The organism is Alcaligenes ammonioxydans (assembly GCF_019343455.1).
Taxonomy (GTDB): domain Bacteria; phylum Pseudomonadota; class Gammaproteobacteria; order Burkholderiales; family Burkholderiaceae_B; genus Alcaligenes; species Alcaligenes ammonioxydans.
The window spans coordinates 1,850,443-1,876,115 of the sequence record NZ_CP049362.1 but is presented as its reverse complement, the minus strand read 5'-3'; the positions used below and the strand labels follow the sequence as shown (position 1 = coordinate 1,876,115).

The following is a 25,673-nucleotide window of genomic DNA, read 5'->3' as shown; positions in this document are numbered from 1 at the left end:
GCTAGGCTCCGTACAAAATTGAAAACATCTATTGTACGCCTTGCGGCACGGGCCGTAGCGCCACTCCCATGTCCATCCACTTGTCGGCCTGGCAGGTGAAAAGCAGGATCTGATGGCGCTGGGCAGCGTCGTGAATAATGCGCTTCATGGCTCCCAGGCGATCGTTGTCACTGTGGACCAGCACGTCATCCAGAATCAGCAAGGTAGGACGGCCTGCCTGTTGCAGCAAATCCGCATAGGCCAGACGGGCAATCAGGCCGATTTGCTCGCGTGCGCCAAAGCTCAGGCCATCAATATCGTCGGCCAGGCCTTGCCCACTGTCGCGCTGCAGCCAGCGTGGAGCCAGGTGCTCGTCCAGCTCGACGCGTGCTTTGCCCAGCAGCAGGCGTAGATAGTGGTTGATGTGCTTTTGCAAGGGTTCGTGCAGTTGCTGGGTCAAGGCGCTGCGCTGTTCACGCAGTACAGATAGCAACAGCCGTAGCGCTTGCACGCGGCGTTCGTACGCTGTGCAGCGGCGCCGACAGTCGTTCAGTCGCAGCACGGTCTGATCGATTTGTTCTTCCAGACCTTGGGCGCCGTGCGTTTCCAGCTTGGTTTGCACAAGCTGGGCAGCCAGGCAGGCCTCGTTGTAGCTCTGCTCCTGCTGCTGGGCGCTGCGCTCCAGCCGCTGCAAGTCTTGTTCCAACACGGCCAACGGCAGGGAGGCAAGTTCAGCGTCCAAGGCTTTCTGATCGGCCAGCAGTTGATCGCGTTGCAGGCGCAACTGTCCCCACTGCTGTTCGCGCTCCTGCTGCGCCCGCTGGCGTTGCGGGTCCGCCCATTGCTGTTCCAGACTATTGGCTTCGGCCTGGGCCTGTTCCAGACGGGCCTGAGTGCGGGCAACGGCCTCGCGGGCATCATGCCACTCACTTTCGAGCGCCCGGTACTGCTGCTCAGCCAAAGTGGCAGCTTGGACGATACGGCTCAATTCCGACGCCTCAATCGCTTCGCCTTGTGGACGCAGCGGTGCGAGGCGCTGTTGGGCTGCCTGAACCAGACCTTGCAAATGTGCTTTTCCTTGCGGAGCCAGCGCTTTCATGGAACTGCGTAACAGTCGGTCCTGTTGTTCTTGTTCCCGATATTGCTCGCGGCGGCGTTCCAGTTCTTCCAGGCTTCTTCCGCCCAACTGTCCAAGTGCCTGTGCGTATTCTTGCTGAGTTTTCGCCAACTGCTGTTGCACTTTACCCAGGTCTCGACCACCGGGAATGATGCGTAGCTGGCCCATTCCGGGCAGTTCAATCAGGGTGCTGACGCTCAGGTGAGCGCGGTGTCGGCCTTGAATGGATTCGCCATCCAGCACCAGACTGGCTCCGTCTTGCAGTTCGATCTGCACTTCGGTGGAAATCGTCTCCAGCTGGTGTTGCAAGCGTTGAATGAGCTGGTGCTGCTGACGCAATTGCTCCAGGGCCTCGTCGGCGATTTTCAGCTGCACCAAGGCGGCACCGCATTGCGCCAGTTGGGCTTCCAGCTTACCCAGTTCCTCCAGCTGCCCTTGCATCTGCTGCAGCTGCTGCTGTGTGCTGTCAAAGCTGGCTTGATCTTGAAACCATTGTTGCCAGGTACGGGCGCGTTCCTGCTCCTGCAGACTGGCGTCTTTATGGCTGCGCGCCTGCTGCAGGCGCTGGCTCAGGCTGCTGAGCAGGCTCTGTTCCAGCTCCAGCTTGGCACGCAGGGATTTCACCTGCTCAGCACGCTGACTACGTTGGCTGGCCCACTCCTGGTCGCGTTCCCCGGCTTGTTGATAGAGCTTTTCACGCTCCGCCAGCATGGTCAGGGTTTGTTGCAACTCTTTGGCTCGCTCCTGCAATTGGCGGGCTTGAAGCAACTGAACCTGTACCTGTTTGGCCTGCTCACGCAGTTGTTCCCAAGGGCGCTTCGCTTCGGCGTGGGCAATGTGCTTGCGGGCCTGCGCCAGTTCGTCCACCCATTGCTGATATTGCTGCAAGGCGGATTGCTGGCTCTGCAACTGGTCTTCCAGCTCCTTGGCTTCCTTCTGCGCTGCCAACCAGACGCCACGAGGCTGTCCTTGAGCCTGGGTCACATATTGGTCCAGCTGTTGCTGGGCCTGTTCGATCAGATAATCCCCGTCTGCACTAGTCAGATCGGCAATTTCGCTACCCAACGCCTGCTGCAGGGTGCCGCTGGCGTGCTCGACCGAGCTACGCAGGTCCTGGCCTTGCCCTTGCTCAATCCACAAAAGGCCCGGCACACCCCAGTTACGGGGCTGACTACTGCCTTTGGCGGCATACTCAAACCCCATTTGCTGGGCCAAGTACTGCTCGGCCTCATCATTATCCAGATGGTGATTGCCTATGTATAAATCGCAGCGTTTGCGCTTCAGGAAACGCTTGCTCAGGCGCATCTCCTGGCCGTTCAGACTGAAATCCAATTCGATTTCTGGCGCGGCCGATGAATCGCCCCAGGGCAGGATTTTTGTCAGGCTACCGGTGCCATAACGCTCGAAAAACACCGTACGCAGGGCTTCGGCCAAGGTGCTTTTACCCGCTTCGTTCGGCGCGCTGATGATATTCAGGCCCGGTTCCAGCTTGTCCAGTGATACAGGCTGGCGAAAACGTTTGAATTGTTCAACACGTAAAGACTTAATGTGCATGACCACCTTCCTTGTCGCGCAGCAGACTGGCCAGAATCAGCAAGGCATCCTCGGCAGCCTGCTGCTGGCTGCCGTGACGCAGCGCCTGCAATTGGTTCAATGCGGCCTGCAGATAGCCATCCGCTTGCAAGGCATCCAGGTCTTCTTCGGAAGGCGCCAGCCGCAAGGCCTCGCGCTGGCAGTCCCAGGCGCGGCACCGGGCCTGGGACTGTCCCAGAAGACTCTCCAGCCGCTCAAAACCACTCAGGCTCAACTGGCCCGATAGTTCCAGCTCCACCACGCTTTGATCGGCCAACGCATTGAGCTCCCGCTCCAGCAGGTCCAGATCCGTGTCGTCATTCAGATGGTATTGAATGCTGCGCCACAGGTGCTGCGCAACCGGCAAGGCTTGAACGACGGGCGTGGCGCCCGGTTCGCTGATGTCCACCAGCAAGGCCTGGCCTGAGTCATTATCCCGAAAGCGATCCGGCTCGGGCGTACCGCTGTAGTAACAGCGCTCGTTGACTTTGACCGTGCCGTGCCAGTCGCCCAGTGCCAGATAATCCAGCTTGGCGCGTTGCACGCGGTTTTGGTCAATCAGGTTATGGCTGTCCAGATGTTCCAACACGCCGCTGACACTGCCGTGCGCCAGACCCAGGCGCCAGTAACCGGCCGGGCTTTCCGCCTGATCGAACCAGTCGCTCAAATCCTGGTAGGTCTGGCGCTGAGTCAGGGGGGCCGGCAGGACGGCGACCTTGAGGGAGTCCAACAGAAACAGCTCGGGCGCATCGAGCACATGCACATGATCGGGAATGCAGTTCAGGCGCCGGGCCCGTGTCCAGACACTTTCGCTCAGAGCCGCATCATGATTACCAGGCAGCAAAAGCCACGGCCCTTTGAATCCGGCCATGGCATTGAAGCTGCGGCGCAGATTGCGATCGCTCAAGGTCTGGGAGTCGAACACATCACCCGCCACCATCAGCAGGTTCACGCGATGCTCGGTGGCCAGCGCGGCCAGCTTCTCGATAGCCTTGAAACGCGCCTCAGCCAGGGCAGCCGCGTCCTCCAGCTCAAAGCGCGCGTATTGGCGCCCGATTTGCCAATCGGCGGTATGCAAGATTCGTAGCATGACAGCTTGCCTTAAAAAAGAGCCTCCGTGTTGCACCGGTGAACTGCCGCCCTCTTGGTAGGAGCGCTAGTCATGCAGGAGCAATTCGGCGGTTACGCCCAAAACCCAGGCCCCTATCTGGGACGGCCACACCTCAGGGAGGGAAGGCTCCGTGGGGCAGACAGGCGGTAAAAAACGGTCACCACCCTGCTTCCCTGCCCTGCCTTTGCGGTACGGATGGGAGTGTAAGGACAAAATTGGCCGCCATCGGCCAAAAGCCTAAAGTATAGAGCTTTGCAGACGCTTGGGGAGCCGCCAAAGCCGGGGCGTAAGAGTACAATCGGTGGCTTTATTCCATTCTTAAAGTGACCCCCATGATCCGTAGCATGACCGCGTTTGGCAGTGCCAAGGCCGAGTCCGAAGCAGGCACCATCACTATCGAGATGCGTAGCGTCAACAATCGCTTTCTGGACCTGAATCTGCGTTTGCCCGAGGAGCTGCGTTTTGCGGAGAATCTGCTGCGTGAGCTGGCCGCACAAGGCGTACAACGCGGCAAGCTGGAGCTTCGGGTCAACTTCGCCCGCAGCGGAAGCGATCAGCAACGCACCCTGGATCTGGAAGCGGTCGAGCGCACGGCACAGATGCTGCAGATTGCCCGCGTCAGCATTCCCGATCTGCCGGCACCGGAGCTGCAAACCTTGTTGAGCAATCAGAGTGGTAATAATTCGGGCATGGACCCGGAGTTATGGTTGCCGATGATCAGTGAGGCTTTTCAGGCTGCTTTGCAGGATTTTCAGGCCACAAGAGAGCGAGAAGGCCAACGTCTGGCTCAGGCCATGCTGGAAATCCGTGAGGATATGAGTGCGATTGTCGACGAAGTTGAACAGCACTTGCCGTCCATTTTGACCGAGCAAAAGAACAAGATCGCCAGTCGTTTACACGATGCCTTGCTGCAAGCCAGCCCCGACGGTTTTGCCCTGATATCGGGGGAAGAGTTGTCAGCACGGGTGGCGCAAGAGGCGGCTGTTTTTTCCCTGCGTATTGATGTGGCGGAGGAACTGGCTCGTTTGCGTTCCCACTTGAGTGAACTGGAATTGATCCTGAACGGAGACGTGCTTGCCGCTCCCGGCAAGAAAAGCGCCCGGCAAGGCAGTACCGGCAAACGCTTGGACTTTCTGTTTCAGGAGATGAACCGAGAGGCCAATACCTTGGGCTCCAAGGCCGGTAGCATGGACATGACACGGGCCTCGATTGATCTGAAGCTGTGCATTGAGCAGTTGCGAGAGCAGACTCAGAATATTGAGTAGCAAGGGGCCTGCTGCCTTTAGCTGCTGAGGGGTTTGCTTTTTTCAGCCACGCAGCACCGCCCCGTCTCCTGGTAGGCCATTTTTTCTCCAAAAAGCCGTCTTGCTCAAAGCAGACGGTTTTTTTTTGAGTCTTTTTGCAGCCTATCCCAATAAGATAGTCTCGTTTTTTTAAAGTGGCCTGATAAATTGACGAAACAACATAAACACTTTATCAGCCGCCTTAATGTATAAAAATAAAATAGGATTTTTAAAAATAAAAAATTAAAACAAAAATCGACCATGGTTTTTTCAATAATAAAAAAATATTTGGGATTGAAAATTAATTTTCTTTTTTTAATTGATTTTCAGTTAACCATATGCCCACTAACTAGTATTTTTCAACTTTTCCCCGCTTATTTTCTTGAGAGCTTGAACACCAACGCAAGCTTTTTTCCTGTTGCTGCCCGTTTTAGGACCGCAGGTTTTTGCTACGCCCTACCCCGCCTCTCCACTTTTTCAGCGGTGATTTTCTTCGCTGTTTTGCGTCCCGTACCTTCCCGTACAATAGCGGGCTCGGTGCTTCGCTTAGGCGGCGTATTAAAGGACAGGAAACACATGAATTTCATTTTTCGTGGAAATGAAATATTGGTCAGCAGTCAAGGCGGACAGGCCTTGATTCCCGCCAAACCCGCGCTGGATATCCCACCGGCACAATGGCATGCGCTTTTTTCGGGAGAGGATTGCCAGGATTTTGCCTGCCATGTAGCTGCACAGACTCCTGCTCCCGATGGCTTTGCCTTTCGTCCCCTGCGTGGCGTTCTGTCGCAACTGGACGAACTGGCCAGCATCGCCAACCGGGCGTTCCAGGTATCCGAGTGGGCTCGAAGCCATCGATACTGTGGTGTGTGTGGTTCGGCCATGGAGCGTGTAAAGCATGAATTGTGCTTTCGTTGTACTTCTTGTGGCTTCTCGGCTTATCCCCGAATCTCCCCGGCCATGATGGTGCTGATCCGCGACAAGAACCGTATCTTGCTGGCCAGCCACTCCACCTATGCAACGGCGCGCTACACCGCCCTGGCTGGTTTTGTGGAGGCGGGAGAAAACCTGGAAGAAGCCATTCACCGCGAGGTCATGGAAGAAGTGGGGCTGCGCGTGGACAATATCCAGTATTTCGGCAGCCAGTCCTGGCCGTTCCCGCATTCGTTGATGGTGGCTTATACCGCCGAGTATGCGGGCGGGGAATTGTGTATCCAGGCAGACGAAATCAATGATGCGCGCTGGTTCGGGCCAGAGGACGCCTTGCCCGACCTGCCCCATACGGACTCCATTGCAGGTCGTTTGATTCGGGCCAATCTACCGGGTCAGGCTGCTTGCAGGCGTCCAGTCAATTTGCCAGATGCGTAGCCATTGAGCGCAACATACGGCCCAAATCCTGGCGCTCGTCCACGGTCAGAACAGACAGGGCGTTGTCAATCATTGCCTTGGCAGGCGGCCAGACCTGCGCGTAGCGCTCGCGACCTGTGTCGCTCAGAAAGACGCGCATGTAGCGACTGTCCGTCTCATCCGTGCGACGCTGCACCAGCCCACGATCCTGCATTTGGTCAAGCACCCGACTGAGGACTGGCTGATGGACCACAATAGCCTTGGCAATTTCTCCTATGCTGCACCCATCCTTATCCCACAGGTATTGCAGCACCCTGAAATGCACGTAGGTCATATTGTGTTCACGCAGGGTGGTGGATCTAAGGGTCTGGTCCAGCTTGTAGATAATGGTGGCCATTTGAAAAGCCATATTGGTCTCTACATTGCTGTCCAGGATGGAAACGGGGGATTTGCTCATAATGCCTTGGTGAAGTCTGTCCTGCGGGTACCGCCTCAGGAAAGCAGAGCCGTCAGTATACTAGCCCGGCCATGTGTAGGAACGAGGGCGCAAGCCATCAACAAGACAATGCCCCAGTTGGACGCCAATGACCCTTTCCCCGAACTGACAGGACGTCATGTGCTGGGCATCGCGGCGCGCCTGGCGCAGCATGATTCCGGTATGCATCAGCTACCCCTGAGGGCAGATTCTGTACACTCACAGCGGCTGCATGACCGTGACTCTGGATCAACACCTGTGTTTGTTGCCGCCAAGCTGCTTGATCTGGATTCCGGCTCTGCTTGCCCCTCAGGTACAACTGAGCGAACAGGTCAAGTACCGCTCGGTTTATCTGGCCGCGGATTGAGAGCAGCCGCCACGACAGCATCTGATATTGCTGTTGCTCAATGAGCTGCAAGCCGCGCACGAGCGGGCTCTTTTTCTGCCCTTGCCTCGTGATAGTCGTTTGCGGCCGCTGGCTGGGGCCAAGCTGCCACCGGCCCTGAAAGACCTGTCGGTGGAGCTGGGCCTTAGCGAAAAAATAATCAGTCGTCTGTTTAAACGGGACACAGGCCTGAATTATCAGCAGTGGCGACAGCAATGGCGTGTATTCAAGGCGATCGAACAGCTTGCGAGCGAGCAGCGCGTGACGTGGCTGGCCTCGAACCTGGGTTTTGCCAGTGACAGTGCTTTTATCGCTTTCTTCAAAGAACACACGGGACTGGCCCGAGGGCATTCGGGCATTCACAGTGGTATAGGTGTCAATTAACTGCGCCGGTGACAGGCTGGGCCGGTGCTATGATCAATCGCTATGACACTAAAAAAGCGAGGAGACAGTATGAGACACGCATTTCGCCTGAGCCTATTGGTGACGAGTTGCCTGCTGGCCGGGACGGCGTTGGCACAAACCAGCCATCCGATGGTGGAAACCGCGATGGGCAAGGCCGATGCCCTGGAGGAAAAGGTGATCGAGTGGCGACGCCACCTGCATCAGAATCCTGAGCTTTCTTATCAAGAGCATAATACGGCGGCTTATATTAAAGCGGCACTGGAGAGCATGCCCGGCTATCAGATTCAAAGCGGGATTGCACAGACCGGGATCAAGGCCGTCTTGAAAGGCGGAAAGCCTGGCCCTGTCGTAGCCTTGCGTGCCGATATGGACGCCCTGCCTGTACAGGAACGCAATGACCTGCCCTTCAAGTCCGTTGCCCAAGGCACCTGGCAAGGCAAGGAAGTGTCGGTATCGCACGCGTGCGGCCACGATACGCACGTTGCCATGCTGTTGGGTGCTGCCCAAGTTTTTTCCGACATGCGTGAGGAACTGCCGGGTACGATTGTGCTCTTGTTTCAGCCCGCCGAAGAGCAAGGTCCTGGTAAGCCCTTGAGCGGCGCCAATGCCATGATGGCCGAAGGCGTACTGGACAAGCCTAAAGTGGATGTGGTCATGGGCCAGCACATCGGACCTTCCTACCCCGCAGGGAGCATTGGCTACCGAAAAGGCAGCCTGATGGCCAGTGGTGATGTGTTTTCCATTTCTTTGGCGGGTAAAGGCGGCCATGGTTCCTCGCCCTGGACGGCCGCCTCCCCGCTTGTTGCCGCTGCCGAGACGGTGGTGGCGCTAAATAGCATCATCGCCCAGCGAACGAACCCACAGGATGGCACAACAGTGGTGACGGTAGGCTTGTTGCAAAGTGGTAACCGTCCAAATGTGCTGCCTGAAACTGCGGATATCAGCGGCACGGTGCGCTCACTGTCCAAACAAAATCAGACAAGGGCTCACGAGTTGATTGAGCGATACGCCCAAAATATTGCAGCCAACCATGATGTGAAAGCGACCGTTCGCATCGACACGGGCTATGAGGTCCTGGTCAGCGATCCCAACGTGACTCAAACCATCATCCCTGCTCTGGAACTGGCCAGCGACCGTATCGGGGCCAAAGAGGTGCCGCCAGGTATGGGTTCGGAGGATTTTGGCGCGTTTGGCAAGAACGTACCCGTGGTTTTCTGGCGGCTTAATGCCTCACCCTATCCGGATAAAATGGGTGCGCCCAATCATTCACCGGAGTTCATGATTGATGAAAAGGCCCTGCGCATCGGAACACGTGCTTTGCTGGCCAGTTCATTGACTTATATGCTCGACAACCACACTCCTTGATACTGGGATGTCTGGGCCGGGGCGTGGACAGGTGATAACGAACGCCTGCAGTCGCCCTGCATGCCGCGCATAAAACAAAAAACCGCGCCAGAACGGCGCGGTTTTTTGTTGACAGCACAGGCTTAGCGAACTTCCAGCTTTTTGGCCCCGGTCCCGCTCTTTTTCTTGGGCAGAACCAGTTCCAATACTCCGTTTTCGCATTTAGCGCTGGCTCGCGCCTCGTCAATATCCTGCGCCAGACTGAAGCGACGGGTCTGCACCCCATAGTAACGCTCACTGCGCAACACCGTATCACCCTCTTTCTCTTCATGGGTGCGCCGGCTCTCTACCTTGATAGAGACAATATTGCCATCAACGCTGACATGCACATCTTCTTTATTGATGCCAGGCACTTCAGCGCTAACCTGATAGGCTTCCTCGTTCTCACTGACATCCAGACGGATGGCGGGTGGCGTATTCCCGGCCAGGGAACCAACGACGGGGACGCGCCGGAACATATCTTCGATATCCCGCCACGAATCCAGACCAGCCAGATCCCCAAACGGATTAAAACGTGTCAAATTGCTTGCCATGCTTGACCTCCATTTTTCCTTTGCTGAGCCCTGTGCAAGGGAAGGCGTGGGCTCGGGCGCCTACATCAACAGAAATGGGGGGCTTGTTCACTTTTTCAAGTATCTGCGTAAAAAAACCGCCCTGCTCGTTAGAGAGACAAGGCGGCCAAAGGTACGACCGTGTAGACGTTGAGCAAATATTGCCAAGAGGGACTGCCCAGCCTTACGTACTGCTCAGGCTTGGCTTGGCGTGTGGCAGGACGGGCTCATGGGCCAGTGGATGATCGTCATCAATGACCGGAATCTCCTTGCCGTCTTTGTCCATCACCTTGCCATTAATCACGTGATCACCTTCATTCAATTTGGCCAGATCCGAGACACGCAGATAGCGGCCTCCCCCAGCTGCAAATACGGAAGGATGCTCGGAATTGCCCAGGGTGAAGTGGTTGAACAGCAGATTCAGTACGATGGCGACCAGAGCGGCCGAGCTGATGCCGGAATGGAAAATCGTTGCAAACCAGACCGGGAAGTGCTCGTAGAACTTGGGTGCCACAATGGGAATCATGCCTGCGCCAATTGAGGTGGCCACAATAATCAGGTTCATATTGTTGTCATAGTTCACTTTGGCCAAGGTACGGATGCCGCTGGCTGCGACCGTGCCAAACAGCACCATGCCCGCACCGCCCAGAACGGCCGGCGGCACAGCAGCGACCAGGCGTCCCATTATCGGCAACAAGCCCAGAGCAATCAGGATCAGGCCGCCAAAGGCGACAACATAGCGACTTTTCACGCCGGTTACCGCTACCAGGCCTACATTCTGGGCAAAGGCGCTTTGCGTGAAGGAACCAAAAACGGGAGCAAGCAGGCTGGAGAGCATATCGGCACGCAAACCATCACCGAGACGGCGGGCGTCCACTTTGGTCTCGATGATATCGCCCACTGCCAGAATATCCGCTGAGGTCTCGACCAAGGTCACGATGATCACAATGAACATGGAGATGATCGCGGCCGTCTGAAAGGTGGGCATGCCGAAATGGAACAGGCTGGGCAAGGCAAATACCTCCCCTTCGCTGACCGCTGAGAAATCCGCATGTCCCATGGCAACAGCAATGACAGTGCCAATAATAATAGCCAGCAAGATGGACAGGCGAGAAATAGTGGCACTTCCCAGCTTGCTGAGCAGCAGCACGATCAGCAAGGTCAGGGCAGCCAGGGAAATATTGCCGACACTGCCAAAGTCAGGCGCCTGTGGATTGCCGCCCATCGCCCAGAAGGCCGCCACCGGCATCAGGGTCAGCCCAATCGTGGTGATTACACAACCGGTGACCAGAGGCGGAAAAAAACGGATGACTCGAGAAAAGATGGGGGTAATCAGCAACCCTATGAAGGAGGCCGCAATCACTGCGCCAAACACCGCGGGCAAGCCGCCGCCCGTGCCCAAAATGGCGATCATGGTGGCAACGCCCGAAAAGGACACCCCTTGTACCAGGGGCAGCCGGCAGCCGAAGAAAGGAACGCCCAGGGTCTGCAGCAAGGTGGCCAGCCCGCCCATGAACAGGCAGGCGGTAATCAACAGCCCTGTTTCGTTGGCAGGCAGGCCCGCAGCCTCACCAATAATCAGCGGGACGGCAATAATGCCGCCATACATGGTTAATACGTGCTGAAAGCCATAGGCCAGATTGGCCCCCAGGCCCAGATTCTCGTCTTCAGGACGCGGCGCCGTTGCCGCAGCCCTTGCCTGTGCAGGTCTTGTCATAACTGTCTCCGAGGAATAATGAGGCAGGGCTCTGTCGGCCCTGTCGCTACTGAACTTAAGCCGTCACTGCGCCGGACAGTGCCTTGTCACACAAACGACGTGCGGCGCCTTGATGACGCTGCATCAAATCGTGTTGATCAATCCCGCAGACCTGGCCGTCAATGACACGCCACTGACCTGCGACCATCACGCGGTCAGCGCAGTCCGCACCGCACAGCAATAAGGCAGCCAGGGGGTTTTCCGCACCCGAAAAACGCAATTCATCAAGAGTGAACAGGGCCAGATCTGCTTGCTGTCCAACGTTCAGACCGCCAATATCGTCCCGGCCCAAACAACGGGCCGAACCCTGGGTGGCCCAACGAATGACGGCTTGATGGGTGACCTGCCCTGGCTGGTAACGCAGCCGGCCTAACAACAGGGCCTGCCGCATTTCCTGCGCCAGATTGGAGTGATCGTTGGAAGCCGAACCATCAACCGCCAGACCAACCGGTGCGCCTGCCGTTTCCAGCTCAATGGTGCGGCACAGGCCACTTCCCAACACCATATTGGAGGAGGGGCAATGGGCGATGCCGGTCCCTGCCCGACCCAGGCGTTGAATTTCTTCGTCATTGAAATGAATGCCATGCGCCAGCCAGGTACGATTGCTCAACCATCCCTGCTGATCCAGGTAATCAAGTGGACGCATGCCAAAGAGGCGTTCACAGTAGGCGGTTTCATCGTCGGTTTCGGCCAGATGGGTATGCAAACGCACGTCTTCGCGCTCGGCCAGCTGGGCACTTTCACGCATGAGCTCACGGCTGACAGAAAAAGGCGAACAGGGAGCCAGCGCCAGGGTAATCATGGCGCCGTCCTCGCGCTGGTGATACTGGCGAATCAGGCGCAGACTGTCATCCAGAATGGTTTGCTCGTCCTGCACTACGATTTGCGGCGGTAAGCCGCCCTGCTCGCGGCCCACACTCATGGAGCCTCGCGTCAATGCCGCACGAACGCCCAGACGCTGGGCCGTTTCAGCCTGACAGTCAATTGCATGCTGCAAGGCGCCCGAAAACACATAATGGTGGTCAGCCACCGTAGTGCAGCCCGATTGCAGCAGCTCCACCATCGCCAGCTCACTGGCCACCTGCATCTGCTCATCATCCAAGCCTGCCCATACGTCATACAGGGTGGTCAGCCAGGGAAACAACGGTTTGTTCAAGGCGGGGGTATAGGCCCGGGTCAAGGTCTGATAAAAATGATGATGAGTATTGACCAGACCGGGCAGCAATACATGACGTGAGGCGTCCCAGGTTTGGTCATAGGCCTGTCGCGGTTGCTGACCAGACGCTACTTTTTCGATAATGCGGCTGTCTTGAATCAGCACGCCACCGGCGGCATCCGCGTCAGAACAAGCCAGTGGATGTCGAATCCACAGGATGGGGGAACAGCTAGTCACAAGGGTGTCTCCTGCGTTTTATTTGCTTTTATTGTTGTCAGTTCAACTTGCTGTCTTATTGCGCGTTGGTTATAAGGGTTATTCGGAGCCTTACGAACCAAGCCCCCTTTTCCGTGTCTGGCCTTGAATCTGCTTGGGCCATTAAGAAACTCGTATGTCTTCTATACGAATTAGCGTATGTCCATACCCCTTTTTATTAACGGTACGCGCCGACATAAAAAACCTGCGCCAGATCAGGATTTATCCTCTAGACAAAAAGCGCGGTTTATTGTTTTTTAATCGCTTAATGTCTAAATCATTGACTCACTTAAGAATTTATTTACTGGCAAAAAAATGCATATAAAACCGTTGCTTGGCTGATTTTGACCATGCTTGTCCAGTCGTGTTAATGGTGTGGTCAAGCGCCTGAAAAAGCGCCTTGGTGCGAACCTCGCACACATACTTCGGAGAACACATGCAGCATATAAAAATCAAACCCGGCGCACCCCTGGCCGAACAAGCTGAAATAGGGCACAACCGATGGCATCCTGATATTCCCGATCTGACCAGCGTCAAGCCGGGTGAAGAAATGATTCTGGAATGCCTGGATTTTCTGGATGCCCAGATTAAAAATACCGATAGCGCCAACGACGTGCGCGACGTTGACCTGACCCGCGCTCACCCCCTGACCGGCCCGATCCACGTGGAAGGCGCCGAGCCCGGCGACATTCTGGTGGTGGACCTGCTGGATATTCGCTGTATTACCCCGGTGGGTTTCTCGGGCATTTTTGCCAAAGAGAACGGCGGTGGTTTTTTGGCCGAGCATTTCCCCGAAGCCGACAAGGCCATCTGGGACCTGCATGGTGTGTATGCCACCTCGCGGCATATCCCTGGTGTACGCATCGCCGCCATGATGCATCCCGGCCTGATCGGCACCCTGCCCTCGCATGAGTTGCTGCGTGAGTGGAATCGTCGGGAAGCCTTGCTCGTACCCAAGGGCCACGCCAATCCACCCGACTCCAAGACAGCGGTGCTGCGCGGTGTCAAGGGCGCGGAATTTGACCGTATGGCTGCCGAAGCCGCCCGTACCGTGCCCCCGCGTGAGCATGGCGGCAACCTGGACATCAAGAATCTGACCATCGGTTCGCGGATTTACTTCCCCGTGTACGTCAAAGGGGCTGGCCTGTCCATGGGTGACTTGCACTTCTCCCAGGGCGATGGCGAAATCTCCTTTTGTGGCGCCATTGAGATGGACGGCGCTGCCCACCTTGGCTTTGACCTGATCAAAGGGGGCATGGCCAAATATAATCTGACCGCGCCTATCTACGTGCCGGGCCGCCACGATCCCAAGTACGATCAGTGGATGCACTTTACCGGGATCAGTGTGGAAGAAGGCGTGAACTACTATCTGGACTCCACGGTCGCGTACCGTCAGGCTTGCCTGGCGGCGATTGATTACATCAGCCGCACCACGGACTTGTCGCGCGCGCAAGCGTACATGCTCCTGACGGCCGCTCCCGTTGAGGGTCGTTACGGTGGCGTGGTGGACCTGCCCAACAGCTCCGCCTCTCTGGCCTTGCCTACCGGTATTTTTGATACCGATATTCTGCCTAAGGGTGCCTTGAATGATGCCGCTCGTTTTGGCCGTCCAGGCACACGCTGTAAGCTGAGCTAATCGGTCTATGGCCCTGGTCTTTCATTGAGACCAGGGCCCGTTTCACTTGGATTTGCCATGCCTTTGTACGACTATCTTTGCAATCATTGCTTGCAACGCAGCAGCCATTTGCGCAGCATGGCTGCCCGCAACGACCCTCAAGTTTGCCCTGCTTGTGAAAAAGGCAGTCTTTTGCTGCAGCTGAGTGCTCCTCGGCGTCTGTTCAGCAAATCCAGCCCCGCGCGGGGCCTGACCCCTCAACAAGCCCTGGCCGGCAATAATGTGACTGGCCCCGGCACGCGCTCCAGTACGCGCAACTCGGTTATCCATACTTGCATGGGCCCTGGCTGCAGTGTCTGCGCTTGAGCGCATTCACCCTGTCTACCACGCACGCTGCCCATCTTGACAAGGGCTTTGTCTTGACCGGCAGCGGCTGGGTGTCGGGCTGAATGCGCCGATCCCTTTGTATCGGCCATACGAAATTATCACTTTGTAACACCGCTCACCTTGTTTATAATCACGAATCAATCTCATTATTACTAGGTGTTAATCATGTCGGTGTCCTCCTCTTTCGCCGCTACGCGCCGTAGGCCTGGCGGTGTCCCCTTTATGTCCCTAAGCAGTCTGGCTGTAGCGATGAGCTTGGCCTTCCCTGTTCAGACGCGAGCGCAAGAGGTCGAGGAACTGGAGCGCATCGTGGTCAAGGCCGAACAAGAGCTCAAGCAAACCTTGGGGTCGTCTGTCATCACCGCCGACGACATCCAGAAATCCCCACCCGCCAACGACATCTCCGAAGTGCTGCGCACCATGCCGGGGGTCAACCTGACGGGTAATTCAGCCAGCGGGCAGCGTGGCAATAATCGGCAAATTGATATCCGCGGCATGGGCCCGGAAAACACGCTGATTCTGATTGATGGCAAACCGGTCAGTTCACGCTCTGCCGTGCGATTTGGTTGGCGGGGCGAACGCGATTCCCGCGGCGATACCAACTGGGTTCCTGCCGAGCAGATCGAACGAGTAGAAGTGCTGCGCGGCCCAGCCGCAGCTCGTTACGGTAACGGAGCAGCCGGAGGAGTGGTCAATATCATCACCAAGCCCACCACCGACACGTTCCAGGGCTCCTATTCTTTTTATGGGAATGTGCCCGAACACAGCGATGAAGGGGCGACACGCCGCATGAATTTTGGCCTGAGCGGCCCCATCAGCGAATCCCTGTCCTTTCGCCTATACGGAAACCTGAACAAGACCGATGCGGACGACCCGGAGATCAATAAAGGCCACCAGACCGAACGCGGGGGGCCAACGCCAACAGTCTGCCTGCCGGGCGTGAGGGGGTGCGCAACAAGGACATCAATGGTCTGCTGTCCTGGCGTCCCGACAGCCGCCACACGGTGGACCTGGAGGTTTTCTACGGCCGCCAGGGCAATATTTACACCGGCGATACCCAAAACACCAATACCAATGATGAGGTCAAACGCCAGTTGGGCGACGAGACGAACAAAATATATCGCCAAAGCTATTCTCTGACCCATCGGGGCGATTGGAATGACAAAACCAACTCGCTGGCGTATGTGCAGTACGAGAAAACACGCAACTACCGTCTGCTGGAGGGCCTGGCGGGCGGGACCGAGGGGGCATTTAATGACCCGTCCCGTGTGAACGATGGGGGATTTGGTACGGCTGACCTGAGCACCCTGACCGCCCATGCCGAGGCCAGTCATCAATTCAAGGCCGGCAGTATTGAGCAATACGCAACGGTCGGTATGGAATGGGTTGGTCAGGAACTCAACGACACGTCCTCGGACTTGGCGCAACGCAACCCTACCCGCATCCCTGGCGTACCGACGGCCTACAAGCCCAAATCGCGAGCCAATATTTATTCGGTGTTTGCTGAAAACAATATTTACGCTACCGACCAGACGACCGTTACACCCGGGCTGCGCTTTGACTACCACGACAAGCATGGCAGCAACTGGAGCCCGTCACTCAATCTCACGCATGCGGTAACTGACAACTGGTTGTTCAAAGCCGGTATCGCCCGCGCCTACAAGGCTCCCAACCTGTATCAAAGCAATGATGGCTACACCTTGTACAGTCTCGGTAACGGTTGCTGGGGTAATACGTCATCGAGCACGACAGGTTGCTTCCTGCAGGGTAACTCGGACCTGAAGGCAGAAACCAGCATCAACAAGGAGCTGGGAATTGAGTATGTCGGTGACGGCGGCCTGGGTGCAAGCCTGACCTACTTTCATAACGACTACCGCAATAAAGTGGAAGCAGGACGTTTTGCAGTAGATAGCTTTACCGCCCTGAACAAGCAGCAATTGATTCTGCAGTGGGAAAACATTCCCAAAGCCGTGGTTTCAGGCCTGGAAGGCAACCTGACCTGGCCGGTTGCCCCGAACTGGCTATGGTCAACCAACTTCACCTACATGATTGAGTCCAAAAACAAGACCACTGGCGAAGCGCTGTCCACGATTCCCAAATACACCATCAACACTACCTTGGACTGGACGGTAAACGCCGACTGGTCCTTGCGGGCCAAAGCGACGTTCTACGGCGAACAAAAGCCACCCAAATACGACTACTACGGGCAGACTCTGACAGGCTCTGCAACCGACAAGGTCTCCCCGTACGCCTTATTTGGTCTGAGCACCCAGTACAAAATCAACAAGCGGATGCATATCACCGCGGGTGTCGACAATCTGTTTGACAAACGCCTGTTCCGGCGCGGAAATGCAATCGGCGTGAACCTGGGGACGCCCAACTACATCTATGGCGCTGGCGCTCATACGTTCAACCAGCCTGGCCGTACTTTCTTCCTGAGTCTGGGCGGGACTTTTTAAGTATTTTTCTTTTTAAATCAGTCTTATACAGCCCCTTCTGAACGAAGGGGCTTTTTTTTTGCCCATTATCACTGCATATCAACATTTCAACCTTTAAATGTTCTTTTTGACTTTCATCAAGACTGTAACTTCGTATTCTTAATATGCTTATAACTGTAAATAATTTAAATGGGTTAAACCCAGGCAAAAAAAGGAAAACACATGATTCCAACCGCCGAGCCCAAACCGGGCAAGCGACGTTTTCTTAAGGAATTACTGGGCCTGAGCGCCGGTGCCACCATTATTCCTATCCAGCCTGTCCAAGCGGCCATGAACAGTCAGCCTCCCCGCCGCAGCGGTGGGAAAGAGGGGGCCCGCTACGGCATGGTGGTGGATCTACGAAAGTGTATTGGTTGTCAGGCCTGTACGGTCAGTTGCTCGATCGAAAACGCCCCGCCTATCGGGCAGTTCCGAACCACGGTTCTGCAATACGAGGTGCTCGACGACCAGCAGCAGGCGGCCATGCTGAGCCTGCCGCGCCTTTGCAATCACTGCGATAACCCACCCTGTGTACCTGTCTGTCCGGTACAGGCGACATTTCAGCGTGAAGACGGGGTGGTGTTGGTGGATAACGAGCGCTGTGTCGGCTGCGCATATTGTGTTCAGGCCTGTCCTTACGACGCCCGCTTCATTAACCATGAAACCCAAACTGCCGACAAATGCACGTTCTGTGAACATCGCCTGGAAGTGGGGTTGCTGCCGGCCTGTGTAGAAAGCTGTGTGGGTGGAGCGCGTGTCATTGGTGACATGAACGATGAAAACAGCACGATTTCCCAACTGCTCAACGAGCACAAAGAGGAAATCCGCGTTCTCAAACCCGGCATGAATACCAGCCCCCATGTGTTTTACATCGGCTTGCCAGACGAGTTTGTCGATGGTGTGGATGGTCAGGCCAGCGTGCGTCTGACCAATCAGTTCTAAAGGGCCGATATGTCTATTATTGAAATTCTGACCCCCGCCTATGAAGTCGCCTGGCTACCTTGGGCGGTCCAATACTTTTTTCTGGTAGGCATGGCCGCCACCAGCACGGTCTGGGTATGGCGTTGCGCCTGGTCTCGCGATCCCGCTTTGCGTCGTTTGGAACCCGCGCTGATGATTGTGCTGCTGTGCAGCAGCATCGCCGCGCCCGTGTCCTTGCTGGCCGACTTGCACCAACCTGGCCGTTTCTGGCATTTCTATGCCCACTTCACACCTTGGTCCTGGATGTCATTGGGCGCCATTCTGTTGCCTGTGTTCGTCGGATTGTCGGTGGCGAACGTACTGGCTTGGTGGCTGGACAAACGCGCTTTGTGGCGCGGCCTGAGCCTGGCCCTGCTGGTCTCGGCCGTGTCGATTCTGGTTTACAGCGGCTTTGAAGTGATGGTGCTGCGTTCACGTCCTTTGTGGAACACCGCGTTTTTGCCGGTAAATTTTGCGTTGACAGCAGCCCTGGCCAGTTTGGGCGCACTGTTACTGGTTGCCCGCTTTCTGCCCGGTGGCGTGGCCGGTCTGCCGATGAACTATATACGCCGCTGGTCGTTGGGTGTGGTGCTGTCCCTGATCCTGGTGGCCCTGCTGTGGCTTGGCTCCGGTTTGATGGGTGAGAGTCGCTCTTTTGCTGCCGCTCAGGAGCTGTTCCAGACCTACCCGGTATGGCGTTTGGGCTTTCTGGGCTCTTGCGCTTTGGGTCTGCTGCTGCTTTATATGCTCAGCCGCCCGGCCGAGACGTTGCAAGGCACGTGGTATAGCTTGCTGTGTGCCGCCTTCATGCTTGGCTCTGCCTGGGTGTTTCGCTGGATTATTTTCATGGCGGTGCAGGGTGTACCGAAATATGGTGCTGGTTTGTACCTCTACACCATGCCTTTGGGCAGTGATGGACTGCTGGGCATGCTGGGTGTGCTCGGCCTGTGCATTGCCTTGATTGCCGCCAGCACCACCCTGCTCTCTCTGTTCCCGGCCCGGCATGCGCCGTTGACGGCCCAGGCCGCACAGACCCACTAGATTTCAGGTACTTATCGTCATGAGCAAGAAAAACGAAACCCCCGATCTGTCGCGTCGACAGGTCCTGACCCGCGGCGGCGTTGCTGTGGGTGGTCTGGCTGCTTTTGCGGCCGGTTACAGCGACACCGTGGTCAAGGCGGTACAAGGTCTGGGTCAAGGCACAGCCGGAGCGCCAACCGCCCATGCTACCCGCGGCAACTCTCTGCAAGCTGAATTCCGGATCGATCCGGTTACCGGCTTGCTCGACACGCAGCCTGGCCAGATTGTTAGCCCTTCCAGTTGCCTGGGCTGCTGGACCCAATGTGGGGTGCGTGTGCGCATTGATACGGAGAACAATAAGATTCTGCGTATTGCCGGCAACCCCTACCATCCCTTGGCCACCACCCAGTCTGCCCCCATGGAGCAGCCGGTACGCGAGGTTTACGCCATGCTCGGTGGTGAAAATGGACTGGAAGGCCGTGCCAGCGCCTGCGCGCGTGGTGCATCCATGCTAGAGCAGCACAGCAGTCCTTATCGTGTTCTCTCCCCCCTTAAGCGTGTTGGCCCGCGCGGCTCAGGGCAATGGCAACGCATCAGCTTTGAGCAACTGATCGAAGAGGTTTGCGAAGGCGGCAACTTGTTTAACGAAGGCCACGTCGACGGATTGCGGGCCATTTGGGACCATGAAACCCTGATAGATCCGCAAAACCCCGAGTTTGGCCCACTTGCCAATCAATTGTTGTTCACCGATGCGGCCAACGAAGGTCGTACGCCGCTGGTCAAACGCTTTGCCGAACAAGCGTTTGGCACGATCAACGTCAGCAACCACGGCTCTTATTGCGGTCAGAGCTTCCGCGTAGGCACTGGCGCTGCCATGGGCGATATCAAAGGCATGCCGCATGGCAAGCCAGATTGGAAAAACGCCCGTTTTGGACTGTTTATTGGCGCGGCACCCGCTCAATCCGGCAACCCCTTCCAGCGCCAAGGTCGCGAGCTGGCGGAAGCCCGTTCGCGCCCTGAAAACACCTTTAAATACGTGGTTGTTTCCCCGATCCTGCCAACCTCGTCCAGCCTCGCCTCGGGCAGCGGCAACCGCTGGCAGCCTGTCCTGCCCGGCACCGACTTGTCGTTGGTCATGGGCATGTTGCGCTGGATTCTGGAACAAGAGCGCTTTGATGTGGAGCATTTGTCCCTGCCCCACGCCCCGGCCGAACAGGACGAAAACACGGCTTCCTGGACTAACGCCAGCCATTTACTGATTGCTGATCCTGAGCACCCTGGTTTTGGCCGCTACTTGCGCGGTACCGACCTGGGTTGGGAAGTGACCGAAGGAGCGGAATCACCCTTTATCGTTCAGGACGAACAAGGTGAGCTGCGCGCCCATACCGATCTGGATCGCGCGACGCTGTTTGTCGACCGTCTTGTTGAGCTGGACGGCAAGGATGTACGCGTCTGTACCGCCTTGCATATGCTGCGCGAGCGCAGTCAGGAGAAAACCATTGCCCAGTACGCCCAAGGCTGTGGCATGGAAGAAGAAGCCCTGATCGAGCTGGCGCGAGAGTTCACCAGCTATGGCCGGCAGGCAGTGGCCGATGCGCATGGTGGCACCATGAACGGGTCGGGTTTCTACACGGCTTATGCCATTGCCATGTTGAATACCCTGGTGGGCAACCTGAACCTGAAAGGGGGCCTGGTGCTGGATGCGGGCCCATTCGGGCCTTTTGGACCGGGACCACGCTACAACTTTGCACAGTTTCCTGGAAAAGTGATGGCCAAAGGCGTGTCCTTGTCGCGCCATCGTTTCGCCTATGAGAAATCCAGCGAGTACAAACGCCGCTTGGCAAAAGGTGAAGCCTTATACCCGGCTCCTGCTCCCTGGTACCCCGCGGTGGGCGCCTTGAGCAGCGAAATGATTGCCTCCGGGCTGAATGGCTATCCCTACTCGGCCAAGGTCTGGATCAATCACATGAGTAATCCGGTCTACGCGATCGCGGGCTTTAAAAATGCGCTGCTGCACAAGTTGAAAGATCCGGCCGCCCTCCCGCTGTCGATTTCGGTCAATCCATTCATCAACGAGACCAATGCTTATGCAGACTACATCGTGCCGGACTCGGTCACCTATGAAAGCTGGGGGGTGTCTGCGCCTTGGGCCGACGTAATCGCCAAGTCCTCGACCTTGCGCTGGCCGGTTGTTCAGCCCCGCGTGGAGCGCACGGCGGATGGTCAGCCGATCAACTTGGAAAGTTTCCTGTTTGCGGTCGCGCTACGTCTGGAACTGCCCGGTTTTGGCAAGGGTGTCCTGAAAGACAAGGCGGGCAATACCCATGATTTGTTGTGCGCCGAGGATTTCTACCTGCGGGGCATGGCCAACATCGCGTTTGGTGCAGGTCGTCCGGTGGGCGATGCCTCCGATGACGATATGCGCATCACGGGTGTCGACCGCCTCTTTCCAGAGCTGCAATCGCGCTTGCATCCCGAAGAGCAGCGTAAAGTGGCCATGTTGCTGACCCGCGGTGGACGCTTCGATCGAATTGAAAACGCCTGGAAAGGCAATCAGCTGAAAAATCGCTACGACAACGCTTTACAGATCTGGAACGAAGATCTGGCCAAGATGCGTCACACCATGACGGGCGAACGACTCAGTGGGTGCCCCACCTGGTACCCTACCCGTCTGGCCGATGGCAGCCCGATGCGCGAACATTTCTCTGAACAGGAGTGGCCGCTGCTGATGAGCTCCTACAAATCCAACTTGATGAGCTCCATGTCGATTGGCATGTCCCGTTTGCGCCAGGTGCATCCGCATAACCCGATCTCATTGAACCTGGAGGATGCGAAGAATATGGGTATCCGTAACGGAGATCGTATCCGGGTCAGTACGCCAGGCGGAGCCGTCGAAGGCGTGGCGTTGGTACGCGGCGGTATCATGCGCGGGGCCATCGCGATCGAACATGGGTTTGGTCATACCGAGCTGGGCGCCCGCTCTCATCACATCGACGGTGAGGCCACCCCCCATCTGGCGGATCTTGCGGCTGGCGTGAACCTGAACGAGCTGGGTTTTGCGGACCCAACCCGTGGCGACGGTCAGGACAACGTGTGGATTGATTGGGTTTCAGGAGCTGCCGTGCGTCAAGGTTTGCCAGCCCGCGTGGAGAAGTTGTCGGCTTAGAAAAGACGACCCGGGTCTCCTAAGGCCGTGAAAGACAAAGAACGCCGACTCTACGTTGAAGAGTCTGGCGTTCTTTTTTGCCTCGTCAAACCGGCACGATCTGGCGCTTGCCCGCCCCAGCGAGTAGCGATTGCGTAGTGCGGGCCTGTTCAGGCGACGTAACAGACAGGGTCGGCCGCCCATGCCCAGACAGACCAGTTCTAGGACGCCAACAGGCCGTACTTGCGGATCTTGTCGTGCAGCGTACTTTTGGCTATGCCCAATTCCTGCCCGGCGCGAGTCAAGTTATGGTGATGTCGTTTCAAGGCTTCAGCGATCAAGGCGCGCTCGACCGCTTCAACGGTGTGGACCAATGAGGTCGGCACGGTTCCTGGAGCGGCTTGCTGACCGGGCAAGGCGCTGTTGACCCCCAGCACGCAGCGATCGGCGAAATTGCGTAGCTCGCGCACATTGCCCGGCCAATGCCAGCCCAGCATAGCCTGCAAGCGCTCGGAGTTTGGCTCCAGCGCCGGACGGTCATGCCGAGCCGCCGCCAACAAGGCAAAATGCTCAAACAACAGGCCAATATCCTCACGGCGTTCGCGTAAGGGCGGCAAGGGCAAGGTCGCCATATTCAAGCGGTAATACAAGTCGTGACGAAACAAGCCTTGATCGGCCAGGGCCAGTAAATCAACTTTCGTCGCCGCAATGACGCGGCAATTGATGGCGATGGATTGATTAGAGCCCAGACGCTCCAGCGTGCGCTCCTGTAAAACGCGCAATAGCTTGACCTGCATGGCCATCGGCATGCTTTCTATTTCGTCCAGAAACAAGGTGCCCTGGTGCGCATGTTCGATTTTGCCGATCACCCGCTTGCCTGCACCCGTAAAGGCCCCTGCCTCATGACCAAACATCTGACTGTCGAACAGACTGTCGGACAGGGCGCCGCAATTGACTGCCACAAAATTACCGTCCCTGTTGGGCCCTAGATCGTGCAGGCAGCGCGCCACCAGCTCTTTGCCGGTGCCGGTTTCGCCAAAAATGAGTACATCGGCGGCACTATTGCCCAGATTGCAGATCAGTTCGCGCACCTTGGACATGGGACAGGAGTTGCCCAACACGCGAGCCTCAATGGACTGCTTGTCTTGTAATCGACCCTGCAGTGCTTTGATCTCAAAGCACATTTGACGTCTGTCCAAGGCGCGCGATACCACCTGCACAAAATGTTCGGGCGAAAACGGCTTCTCAATGAAATCGTAAGCCCCCATTTTCATCGCCTGAACAGCCATCGACACATCGCCATGACCAGTAATCAGCACCACAGGCAAGTCGCTGTCCAGCTGTTGCAGTTGCTGCAGCAAGCTCATGCCATCGGCACCCGGCAAACGTACATCGGACACGACAATGCCTGGCCAGCCATTGTGCAGGAGGCGCAAGGCCTGTTCTGCGCTCTCGGCCTCCTCCACCCGAATGCCTTCAAGCTGCAAGGTTTGGCTACAACCCAGACGCACATTGACATCGTCTTCAACGATGAGAACGGTTAGCCCTTCGTACATTTTTCTGCTCCAGGAAAGGGAAGCACAATGGTGAACACGGCGCCACCACCTGGCAAGTTATCGGCTGTCAGACTGCCGTCGCAATGTTGAATAATACTCATCGAAATAGCCAAACCCAGCCCCAGCCCTGTACCACTTTCTTTAGTGGTGAAAAATGGCTCGAATAGATGCAGCCGAGCATCCTCGCTTAATCCTGGGCCATTGTCCTGAATCCGTATCGCCACCTGCTGACCTTGCCGCTGGCTGCTGAGCTGAACAACAGGGTGCGTGTTTCGTGAGGCGCCGGCATCAATCGCATTACTCAGTAAATTAACGATGACCTGTTCAAGACGGTTGGGATTGCACTGCACTACCCCTGCATCGTCTGCCAATTGAACCTGGATTGTTGCACGATGCTGGCGAATCGCGGGTTCGAGAATCAACAGCGTCTGATCGATAATCGCGCTCAAATCTGTCAGTTCTGAATGGCCTGGCGACTTGCGGGCAAATTGCTTGAGCTGAGAGGTCAGCGCGCCCATGCTGTCGACCAGATCATTGATGCGCTTCAAGTTGGCACGCACGGTATCCAGATCACCGCGCTCCATGAAGCGGATGGTATTTCCTGACAAGGTACGCAAGGCAGTCAGGGGCTGGTTCAGTTCGTGGGCCAGGCCAGTAGACAATTGCCCGATGACCGCCAGTTTGCCAGCGTGAATCAGGCCCGCCTGGGTTTCTTCCAGCGAACGCGTGCGTTCTTCTACTTTGCGTTCAAGCTGAGCATGTGCGCGCTCCAGCTGAACGCGAGCCAAGGCACGGTCACGCTGTTGCTGCCGGCGCAAATACCAGCTGACCAGCATCACAAACAGGCATACAAGCCCCAAAGCGGCCAACACGGCGTACAGACGTGCCATGGAATAGACCAGATCGGTGGGTAAAAACAGGGTCAAGGTCCAGCCGTTCGCACCAAACGGAATTGTCTGGGCCAGCAGGAGTCCGCGGGTGTCATCCTCGGCTCCCGACGCCCTGCCATCAGAAGGCAAGGACACCAGCTGCGCATCCTGGCTCAACACGCTCTGGGTCAGTAAATTCAGGGGAACAATGGGCAAACCGTTGTACTGGCGGGTCTGGCGCAGATGCAGCTGCACATCTTCGCTCAGGGGCTGACTGGCAGTAAATTTCCAGGCGGGCACCGAAGACAGAATCGCCACACCATAGTGATCGGACACTATCACCGGCGCTTGAGCGTGGGTCCAGGAATCCTGCAGGCGATCCAGATCCACCTTGATGACGGCCACGCCGATCACCTGCCCTGCCTGGGTGATGGGGGAGGAAATGTAATAGCCGGCCTCACCCCGTGTGGTTCCAACTCCAAAAAAGAATCCGGGCCGTCCTTCACGCGCTTCGGTGAAATAATGGCGGTAGGAAAGATCTTCCCCCAGATAACTATCGGCCTCTTGCCAGTTGCTGGTCGCCAGAACCTGACCCTGACGGCCGAGGATATAAATCACGCGGGTCTGGGCGCGCTCGTTCAAGCGCTCCAGATGACGGCTGACCTCGCGCGAGGACCGGGTGCCCCGCTCCAACAGCCCCACCACTTCTTGATCCAGCTCCAGCATCTTGGGCAGATACTCATACTTCTCGACTTCGTGGCGTAGTGTCAGCGCATACAAATCCAGACGCTGCCGCCCCGACTCCTGCAAGCTGGACAGTCCGAATGATTCACCAGCTCGGTAAGCCATCA

At 56.8% G+C, this 25,673-nt stretch carries 19 protein-coding genes and 1 pseudogene; 12 read left to right on the top strand and 8 right to left on the bottom strand.

Annotated elements, in window-relative coordinates; all coding sequences use genetic code 11:
* Positions 1-28: 28 nt before the first annotated feature.
* Together FE795_RS08620 and FE795_RS08615 are read right to left on the bottom strand one after the other, a co-directional pair.
* Positions 29-2,650 carry an AAA family ATPase gene (locus FE795_RS08620; RefSeq protein WP_131071782.1) on the bottom strand — a complete coding sequence of 874 codons (2,622 nt, stop codon included), beginning with the start codon at positions 2,648-2,650 and terminating at the stop codon, positions 29-31.
* A complete protein-coding gene (locus FE795_RS08615; RefSeq protein ID WP_131071781.1) occupies positions 2,640-3,758 on the bottom strand; it encodes a metallophosphoesterase family protein in 1,119 nt (372 codons plus the stop codon). Before FE795_RS08615 ends, FE795_RS08620 begins: the two co-directional genes overlap by 11 nt.
* A gap of 353 nt (positions 3,759-4,111) precedes the next feature.
* Here FE795_RS08615 and FE795_RS08610 point away from each other — a divergent pair, with 353 nt between their 5' ends.
* Both FE795_RS08610 and nudC read left to right on the top strand, forming a co-directional pair.
* Positions 4,112-5,044, top strand: coding sequence for a YicC/YloC family endoribonuclease (locus FE795_RS08610; protein WP_003800084.1), 933 nt, complete (start codon positions 4,112-4,114; stop codon positions 5,042-5,044).
* Positions 5,045-5,638: 594 nt separating this feature from the next.
* Entirely contained in the window at positions 5,639-6,427 is a 789-nt protein-coding gene (nudC, locus tag FE795_RS08605; protein ID WP_131071779.1) for an NAD(+) diphosphatase, read from the top strand.
* Here nudC and FE795_RS08600 read toward each other — a convergent pair.
* Entirely contained in the window at positions 6,408-6,863 is a 456-nt protein-coding gene (locus FE795_RS08600) for a MarR family winged helix-turn-helix transcriptional regulator (RefSeq protein ID WP_003800086.1), read from the bottom strand. The two genes, nudC and FE795_RS08600, sit on opposite strands and share 20 nt — an antisense overlap.
* Before the next feature lie 250 nt (positions 6,864-7,113).
* Between FE795_RS08600 and FE795_RS17360 the strand changes: the two genes are divergently transcribed.
* From FE795_RS17360 to FE795_RS08590, 3 genes are all read left to right on the top strand, one after another.
* On the top strand, positions 7,114-7,248 hold the full coding sequence (locus FE795_RS17360) for a cupin domain-containing protein (protein ID WP_268885619.1): 135 nt from the start codon (positions 7,114-7,116) through the stop codon (positions 7,246-7,248).
* Positions 7,249-7,275: 27 nt separating this feature from the next.
* Entirely contained in the window at positions 7,276-7,650 is a 375-nt protein-coding gene (locus tag FE795_RS08595) for a helix-turn-helix domain-containing protein (RefSeq protein ID WP_207307418.1), read from the top strand.
* A gap of 69 nt (positions 7,651-7,719) precedes the next feature.
* Entirely contained in the window at positions 7,720-9,036 is a 1,317-nt protein-coding gene (locus FE795_RS08590) for a M20 metallopeptidase family protein (protein ID WP_219236083.1), read from the top strand.
* A 122-nt stretch (positions 9,037-9,158) separates the two neighbouring features.
* Here the strand turns inward: FE795_RS08590 and FE795_RS08585 are convergent, their stop codons facing one another.
* The 3 genes from FE795_RS08585 to FE795_RS08575 all read right to left on the bottom strand — a co-directional run bounded on the left by FE795_RS08585 (position 9,159) and on the right by FE795_RS08575 (position 12,775).
* Positions 9,159-9,608 carry an Hsp20/alpha crystallin family protein gene (locus tag FE795_RS08585; protein WP_003800089.1) on the bottom strand — a complete coding sequence of 150 codons (450 nt, stop codon included), beginning with the start codon at positions 9,606-9,608 and terminating at the stop codon, positions 9,159-9,161.
* Between the two features lie 202 nt (positions 9,609-9,810).
* Complete coding sequence (locus FE795_RS08580; RefSeq protein ID WP_131071777.1) at positions 9,811-11,343, bottom strand: nucleobase:cation symporter-2 family protein; 1,533 nt, start codon at positions 11,341-11,343, stop codon at positions 9,811-9,813.
* A gap of 55 nt (positions 11,344-11,398) precedes the next feature.
* Positions 11,399-12,775 carry an 8-oxoguanine deaminase gene (locus tag FE795_RS08575; protein WP_219236082.1) on the bottom strand — a complete coding sequence of 459 codons (1,377 nt, stop codon included), beginning with the start codon at positions 12,773-12,775 and terminating at the stop codon, positions 11,399-11,401.
* Between the two features lie 454 nt (positions 12,776-13,229).
* Here FE795_RS08575 and fmdA point away from each other — a divergent pair, with 454 nt between their 5' ends.
* The 7 genes and pseudogenes from fmdA to FE795_RS08545 all read left to right on the top strand — a co-directional run bounded on the left by fmdA (position 13,230) and on the right by FE795_RS08545 (position 22,418).
* Positions 13,230-14,429, top strand: a complete 1,200-nt coding sequence (fmdA, locus tag FE795_RS08570) for a formamidase (RefSeq protein ID WP_131071775.1) — start codon at positions 13,230-13,232, stop codon at positions 14,427-14,429.
* A gap of 57 nt (positions 14,430-14,486) precedes the next feature.
* Positions 14,487-14,774, top strand: coding sequence for an FmdB family zinc ribbon protein (locus FE795_RS08565; protein WP_131071774.1), 288 nt, complete (start codon positions 14,487-14,489; stop codon positions 14,772-14,774).
* A 186-nt stretch (positions 14,775-14,960) separates the two neighbouring features.
* Positions 14,961-15,425 (top strand): annotated as a pseudogene (locus tag FE795_RS17405) (TonB-dependent receptor plug domain-containing protein); the annotation flags it as partial.
* 317 nt (positions 15,426-15,742) lie between these two features.
* A complete protein-coding gene (locus FE795_RS08560) occupies positions 15,743-17,254 on the top strand; it encodes a FepA family TonB-dependent siderophore receptor (protein WP_329956487.1) in 1,512 nt (503 codons plus the stop codon).
* Positions 17,255-17,455: 201 nt separating this feature from the next.
* Positions 17,456-18,214, top strand: a complete 759-nt coding sequence (gene dsrO, locus FE795_RS08555) for a sulfate reduction electron transfer complex DsrMKJOP subunit DsrO (protein ID WP_131071772.1) — start codon at positions 17,456-17,458, stop codon at positions 18,212-18,214.
* Between the two features lie 9 nt (positions 18,215-18,223).
* The gene (gene nrfD / locus FE795_RS08550) at positions 18,224-19,273 is read left to right on the top strand and encodes an NrfD/PsrC family molybdoenzyme membrane anchor subunit (RefSeq protein ID WP_131071771.1); all 1,050 of its coding nucleotides are present in this window, start codon (positions 18,224-18,226) and stop codon (positions 19,271-19,273) included.
* A gap of 19 nt (positions 19,274-19,292) precedes the next feature.
* Complete coding sequence (locus FE795_RS08545; protein ID WP_131071770.1) at positions 19,293-22,418, top strand: tetrathionate reductase subunit A; 3,126 nt, start codon at positions 19,293-19,295, stop codon at positions 22,416-22,418.
* A gap of 200 nt (positions 22,419-22,618) precedes the next feature.
* Here the strand turns inward: FE795_RS08545 and FE795_RS08540 are convergent, their stop codons facing one another.
* Together FE795_RS08540 and FE795_RS08535 are read right to left on the bottom strand one after the other, a co-directional pair.
* A complete protein-coding gene (locus tag FE795_RS08540) occupies positions 22,619-23,953 on the bottom strand; it encodes a sigma-54-dependent transcriptional regulator (RefSeq protein WP_219236081.1) in 1,335 nt (444 codons plus the stop codon).
* Positions 23,938-25,671 carry an ATP-binding protein gene (locus FE795_RS08535; RefSeq protein WP_165477565.1) on the bottom strand — a complete coding sequence of 578 codons (1,734 nt, stop codon included), beginning with the start codon at positions 25,669-25,671 and terminating at the stop codon, positions 23,938-23,940. Before FE795_RS08535 ends, FE795_RS08540 begins: the two co-directional genes overlap by 16 nt.
* Positions 25,672-25,673: the final 2 nt, after the last annotated feature.